General features: G+C 45.1%; 4 protein-coding genes and 1 pseudogene. 4 read left to right on the forward strand and 1 reads right to left on the reverse strand.

Annotated features, from left to right (window positions below):
• The first annotated feature begins 97 nt into the window (after nt 1–97).
• From C511_RS0112095 to C511_RS0112110, 4 genes are all read left to right on the forward strand, one after another.
• Complete coding sequence (locus tag C511_RS0112095) at nt 98–352, forward strand: type B 50S ribosomal protein L31 (RefSeq protein ID WP_024997538.1); 255 nt, start codon at nt 98–100, stop codon at nt 350–352.
• Nucleotides 353–782: 430 nt separating this feature from the next.
• Entirely contained in the window at nt 783–3,191 is a 2,409-nt protein-coding gene (locus C511_RS0112100; RefSeq protein WP_024997539.1) for a transglycosylase domain-containing protein, read from the forward strand.
• A gap of 235 nt (nt 3,192–3,426) precedes the next feature.
• Entirely contained in the window at nt 3,427–5,796 is a 2,370-nt protein-coding gene (locus tag C511_RS0112105) for a TonB-dependent receptor (RefSeq protein WP_027318200.1), read from the forward strand.
• 13 nt (nt 5,797–5,809) lie between these two features.
• Nucleotides 5,810–6,973, forward strand: a complete 1,164-nt coding sequence (locus C511_RS0112110; protein ID WP_024997540.1) for a PepSY-associated TM helix domain-containing protein — start codon at nt 5,810–5,812, stop codon at nt 6,971–6,973.
• An 82-nt stretch (nt 6,974–7,055) separates the two neighbouring features.
• Here C511_RS0112110 and C511_RS0112115 read toward each other — a convergent pair.
• Nucleotides 7,056–7,337, reverse strand: a pseudogene (locus C511_RS0112115) (IS4-like element ISUnCu6 family transposase); the annotation flags it as partial.

Consider the following 7,337-nt stretch of genomic DNA (forward strand, 5'->3'; position numbering starts at 1 on the left):
CTAAAATAAAAAGTGTTATCTTTGCGCTCTGAAAATGACCATTACACTATTTTACCGAATAGTAAACGAAATAATAATTAATAAAAAAGATACTGAAATGAAAAAAGGTCTTCATCCAGAATCATACCGTCCGGTTGTATTCAAAGATATGTCAAATGGCGATATGTTCCTTTCTCAATCTACTTGTAATACAAAGGAAACTATCGAATTTGAAGGAGAAACTTATCCGGTAGTGAAAATTGAAATTTCAAGCACTTCTCACCCGTTCTATACTGGTAAATCTAAATTGGTTGACACAGCAGGACGCGTTGATAAGTTCATGAGCCGCTACGGTGACCGTAAAAAGAAGTAATCAGTCAAGTCAGACAGATAAAAAAGAGGGAGTTCTTATTGAATTCCCTCTTTTTTGTTTGATACCCACCTCACACGAGTAAAAACACTCACCCGTTTCAACACGTTGAACAACGCTACTACTACCATTACCTAAGGGCAAACAGCACGCTTACTAAGTAGTTTCTTCTTTATCAACAGTTCGTCCCCGCATGCGGGGACGAATGGCACTGCATGCGGGGACGTATAGCCTCGCATGCTGTGACGAATGGAACCGGGTGCGGGGACGAACTAAACTTCGGCAGCAAATGCGTTAGTCTGTGGGGCACATCGGCTTAGCTTGCGTACGCAGTTCATTTAATATTCGTACCAACCACAGAATTTTAGTCCTTGCGATGACAATATTCCGAAATTTGGAGTACATTTGCAGCCGTTTTATTATATGCCGCATGATGAGAAACTTTGATACCCATAAATGGGTTTCACGCGCGAAAAGCGCTTTCTATTATCTGACTAGCAAAGGCAAAGCCGGATGGAATTGGTACAAACATCTCTACCAACGGTCGCCGTGGTACAAAAAGACGCTAATAGTCGTACTGACTTTTATCGCCTCGTTCATCATCTATTTAGGGATGGTCGATGTAAACTTCCTTTGGCTATTCGGTAAATCGCCCGGATTGTCGAGCATTCACAACCCCGACCAACCCATTGCTTCTGAGATTTACAGCGAAGACGGTAAGCTCATCGGAAAATTCTTCCGCGAAAACCGCTCACCCGTTAAATACGAAGAGATCTCTCCCGTACTAATCAAAACATTGATTTCGACCGAAGACGAACGCTTTTACGAGCATTTCGGAGTCGACTTGCAAGGTGTTTTCTCTGCCGTTAAAGACATGGCCGGCGGTAAAGCCCGCGGCGCCAGCACCATTACCCAGCAGCTGGTAAAAAACATGTTCAAGGTAAGATCACAATATTCTACCGGAGCGTTGGGCTTCATCCCCGGAGTGAAACTGATTATCATGAAGTCGAAAGAGTGGATCACCGCCGTGAAAATTGAAATGTTTTACAGCAAAGAGGAAATTCTGACGATGTATCTCAATACGGTCGACTTCGGCAGCAATGCTTACGGCATAAAAACGGCCTGTAAAACCTATTTCCACACCACACCCAAAGACATAACATACGAACAAGCTGCTACACTTGTGGGACTCCTCAAAGCAACCACCACTTACAACCCCAAGCTAAATCCAAAAAACAGCTTGAAGAGGCGCAACGTGGTGCTCGAGAATTTGTGGTCGCACCGTGTAATAACCAAAGCTCAGTTTGACTCGCTCAAGCAAATACCCATGCAGCTTAACTTCAACGTGGAAAGCAATTACGACGGTGAAGGACTGTATTTTCGCGAAGCCGTGGCCGAATCGCTGCAAAGCTGGTGTCAGGAAAATAACATTGATTTATATGCCGACGGATTGAAGATATACACCACCATTGATACACGTATGCAGAAATATGCCGAGGAGGCAGTCGACAAGCAGATGCGTGTGGTGCAACGTAACTTCAATAACCACTGGGGACGCGAGAATCCGTGGAGAGATAAAACGGGACAAGAGATTCCTCATTTCATTGAGGACTTGGCAAAGCGCACTGCGGCTTATAAACAATTGGAATTAAAGTTCCCCGATCAGCCCGACTCCATCACCTATTACCTCAACAAGCCTCATCGGCTGAAGGTATTCGACTATGATAAAGGTACCCGCGACACAACAATCAGCACAATGGACTCCATTCGTTACATGGAACGCTTTATGCACGCCGGTTTCGTGGCCATGGAGCCGCAAACCGGACACGTAAAAGCTTGGGTGGGCGACATTAGTTTCAGTTCTTGGAAGTATGATAAAGTGCTATCAAAGCGTCAGCCGGGCTCCACGTTCAAACTATTTGTCTACGCAGCAGCCATGAATAAAGGAATGGCACCGTGCGACGAGCGGGTGGATCAGTATATCGCCTGGGATGTATTGGAGAAAGGTGAATGGAAGAAGTGGATTCCCCGAAATGCAAACGGTGAATTTACCGGCGACACACTCTCACTGAAAGCAGCTTTTGCCCGTTCCATCAATACGGTGGCCGTGCAGATTGCCAAAGAAGTTGGCATTCACAGTGTGGCGGAGGTAGCCAAAGCCATGGGAATCAAGACTCCTCTCGAAGAGACTCCTGCCCTGAGCTTGGGAGCATCCGACGTGTCACTGCTTGAACTGGTCAATGCGTACGGCACAGTTATTAACGACGGTATGGAGCAAGATCCGGTACTGGTTACACGCATTGAAGACCGGAACGGCCATGTGCTCTACAAACATACGTCCCAAACGGTGCAAGGCGTTCCATACGAAACAGCGTTCCTCATGACAGAGATGCTTAAGGCCGGTCTCACCGAACCGATGGGAACTTCTCAGGCTCTCTGGGCTTTTGATTTGTTTAACTCCAACACCGAATTTGGCGGTAAGACAGGAACATCATCCAATCACTCCGATGCCTGGTTTGTTGGCGTCACTCCTAAATTGGTAGGCGGTGCCTGGGTAGGCGGCGAGCACAGAAGCATCCATTTCCGTACCGGAGAATTGGGTCAGGGAAGCCGCACGGCTCTCCCCATATTCGGCTACTTCATGGAGAAAGTACTCAAAGATCCCGGCATGAGCAGGTACAGGGAAAAATTCCCTCAACCGAAACAGAAAATAGAGAGGTCGTACCAATGCCGCAGTGTTTATCATCGAGCCGATACGGACTCAATAGAGATGCTCAACATAGACAGTCTGGAATTAAATAACGAAGAGATTAACATAACGGAAGAAGTTACCGTAAATTAAAATTAACTCGTCATTTTATCCTTTTAAGGAAACAAAAGCCTTTTACCGGTTCAGCAAACGAACCGATAAAAGGCTTTTTTCAATGCACAACGAGCCTCAAAAGCGCATTTCAATGAAATAAAATCCCCATATATAAGTATTATGGCGCACAGAATACCTATTGCAAGTGATTTCATAACTTAGCAAGAGGCCTTTACTTTGCCTAATAATTTTTAAGGTAAACTAAGAGCTATTTATGAGAAAATTAAGTTTGGGCATCTTATTGGTGTTCTGTAATCTTTTTGCAACATTTGCAGGAGAAATCAAAGGAGTTGTTTTCAGCAAATCAGGCGAACGACTGGAGTTTGTGACCATTCAGTTGAAAGGTACAAACACAGGTGGAACAACCGACAGCCGCGGAAGATTCAACTTCCGTAAACTGACAAACGGACATTATACGCTGGTATTATCTTCCGTCAGCTATAAAACCAAGGAATTAAAGGTAGTGCTTCCATCTGACAACGGTGTTGTTGAAATGGATAGTGTTATTCTGGAACCTACTACTCAAGAATTAAGTGAAATTGTTGTAACCGGCAATGCCAGCAAATACAACACGCGCGATATATCGAACTCCATTCGTTTGGGGCAACCTTTATTAAGAATTCCGCAGAACGTGCAGGTGGTGGGCAACCAGATCATGGCCGACCAGCAAATTGTGAGCATGAGCGACGGTATTGCCCGCAACGTGAGTGGGGTTACTAAACTGGAACACTGGGGCGACTCGTATACGCGCATCAACATGCGTGGCTCTCGTGCAGCCGCTTTCCGCGAAGGCATGAACGTAACTTCTTCGTGGGGACCGTTGACCGAGGACATGAGTTATGTGGAACGTGTGGAGTTCATTAAGGGTCCGGCCGGCTTCATGATGTCAAACGGTGAACCGAGTGGTATTTACAACGTAGTAACAAAGAAACCTACCGGACAAACCAAAGGCGAAGCTACTTTTACTTACGGCAGCTACGACTTCTACCGGGCAGCGATTGACCTCGATGGCAAATTGGATCAAACAGGACGTTTGCTTTACCGCTTCAATGCGATGGGACAAACCACCAACTCTCACCGGGCTCATGAGTTTGCTAAAAGATACAGCATTGCGCCGGTGATCAGTTACCAGCTCGACCCGAAAACAAAGCTCACGGCAGAATATAACTTCCAATACATGCAGTCGTCAAACATCGGCTCTTATTACGCTTTCTCGCCCGACGGCTACGCCACGCTCCCACAAGATTACTCTATCTTGGAACCGGGACTGGAACCAACAACCGTCAATGACCATACGTTGATTTTGAACCTTCAGCACCAATTCAACAAAGATTGGAAATTGACGGCACAAACGGCGTATTTCAACTACAACAGACAAGGAAGTTCCATGTGGCCCGGCTCTTTATCGGCCAACGGTGACATGATCAGAAACGTAAGCATCGGCGATGCGATCAACGAAATGAAGTTCGGTCAGCTATACCTGAATGGAAAGGCGCAGACCGGACAAGTCAGCCACACCGTTCTTGCCGGATTTGATGCGGGCGACAAACACGCCTGGTACGATTGGAGCAAATCATTTGCCCTCGACAGCATTGGTACCTACAACATTTACAACACCAAATACAACGGTGGAAGCCCCTATTACGGCTACCCTTCTTTCGACCGTTCAAAGAGTCTGAAAGAAAGGGCCAATAACACGCAGATAACCCAATCTTATGTGGGTCTTTATTTGCAAGATGTACTGGGATTCTTCAACGACCGTCTTCTTCTGACTTTAGCCGGCAGATATACGTACGTAAAAGACAGTTCTTACGGAACCACCCAAACCAAAGAGAGACATTTCTCTCCTCGTGTAGGCTTAAACTTCTCAATAGATGAGAACACATCGGTTTATGCTCTTTACGATCAAACGTTCTCGCCTAAGATGGGAATGCTTCGAAGCGGCAAAAAGGTGAAGCCCATTACCGGCAACAATTGGGAAGCCGGAATTAAACGGAACTGGTTTAACAACCGTTGGAGCACCAGTCTTACCGTTTACCAGATTTTGAAAGATAACGAAACCTCAAGCGATCCTCAGAACACGCCTCAGGAATCTTATCTTATTCAGGTGGGACAATCCAAATCAAAAGGAGTGGAAATCGACGTGCAAGGAGAAATCGTGAGGAACCTCAGCGTTATTGCCAACTATGCGTACACCGATTACAAAGTGAGCAAGTCGGTCAATGCCAGTCAGCCCGTAGGCACTCGTCTACCCGGTTACGCCAAGCAGAATTTCAACATCTGGTTGAAGTACAAGTTCACGCAAGGCATGCTCGACGGATTCAGCCTTTCAGCCGGACAAACGTCACAATTGGATCGCAGTTCATGGAATTGGGGAAGCACACTGAATAACACCCAATCGTTGCCCGATTACTTCCGTTTCGATGCAGCTTTGGGATGGAGAAAAAATAATTTAAATCTGGCATTGAACATTTACAATGTATTCGATCGTTATTTATACAGCGGTTCTCCCTACGGCAACTATTATTACTGGCAGTCCGAGGCTCCCCGTAATTTCAGATTAAGTATGTCTTACAGCTTCTGATAAACAAGATACAATGAAAAAATATTCAACCCGCAATCTCTTCAAAAAGCTTCACCTTTGGTTAGGCTTACCATCCGGAATCGTTATATTCATCGTTGCAATTACCGGTTGCATCTATGCATTTCAAGATGAAATAAAAGATATGATGCGTCCTTCCCTGAAAGTAGAATCGAACGGTAAAGCCTTCCTTTCTCCCGAGGAACTGAAAGAAAAAGCGGGGCGATATGTATTCGTTACTCCGGCAGATAGCAGCAATGCTATCTTCGGAGTAATGTATGCTACTTATGATAAAGCGGCAACTGTGGCTTGCAGCATGCAACCCAACGGCTACACCGTGCTTTATCTTAATCCGTACAACGGAGAGTTACTGTACAAAGAGGCATTTAAGAACGACTTTTTCCGCGTAATGTTGGCGGGGCACCGCAGTTTGTGGCTCCCCCACCCCATAGGCAAACAGATAGTTGGTTGGAGTGTTCTGGTATTTGTGCTCGTCCTCCTATCGGGCATTGCTTTGTGGATTCCTGCCAAAATGAACAAAAAAGCACTGAAAGCCGGACTTAAAATAAAGTGGAAGGCTCCTTTCTCACGTGTTAATTACGATTTACACAACGTACTAGGGTTCTATACCGCCCTCGTGGCACTCTTAATTGCTTTAACTGGACTAACATGGAGTTTCAGTTGGTTCGCCAAAGGTTACTACGGAGTAATAACAGGCGGAAAGGAGTTTCAAAAATGGGAACCTGCACAATCGGACACAACGTTGGTTAGCGGCAGAACCGATGCTTCAACCATTCTGTGGGAACAGATGCTCAAAGAATATCCGGTAGGCAACCGCGGTACATTCCGTTTTGATTTTCCGCAGAAACCGCAAGATGCTTTTACCGTATGCTTTAATCCGCACGAACACAGTTATTACGCTCGTGAATTTCGTTTCTTCGATCAACATACATTGAAAGAATTGAAAGCCGGAGGAACGTATGGCATCAAGCTGGCCGAGGCAAGCGCAGGTGATAAATTATACCGAATGAATTATGACATACATACGGGTTCCATTTTAGGTCTCCCCGGTAGAATTATAGTATTTCTTGCAAGCCTCATCATTGCTTCACTCCCTGTAACCGGATTCATAATTTGGTGGCGCAAGAAGAAAAAAAGACGCAAATTGCATGATTGTTAGAATAAAAGTTTTACTTTTGCTCATCACATAAAAACGTACAGATACTTTTTATTATCTAATTATTAATTCATGTTTCGCAAGTTCAACTTGCCAGTTTTAATTTGTAAATATCGCATATATGGCCCAGCTCCTCAGATCTGTTGATAATAGCATCGTATATTTCCTCATCGAGTAATCCGAAGAGGTTCGCTATAGCTATAACAATCTCCTGAAGGGCTCCCCATATTCTGTCAGTAACCGAGAGTTCCAAAGAGTCTTTGGTTATGTCTTGAAAAAGTTTGCCCATCGTTTCGTATGCTGTAAACCTCTTTACAACCGAAAGGATGTTGTATTGCAAAGCAACCAAAGAAGTGGAGGCAATCTG

The organism is Bacteroides graminisolvens DSM 19988 = JCM 15093 (assembly GCF_000428125.1).
Lineage (GTDB): Bacteria > Bacteroidota > Bacteroidia > Bacteroidales > Bacteroidaceae > Bacteroides > Bacteroides graminisolvens.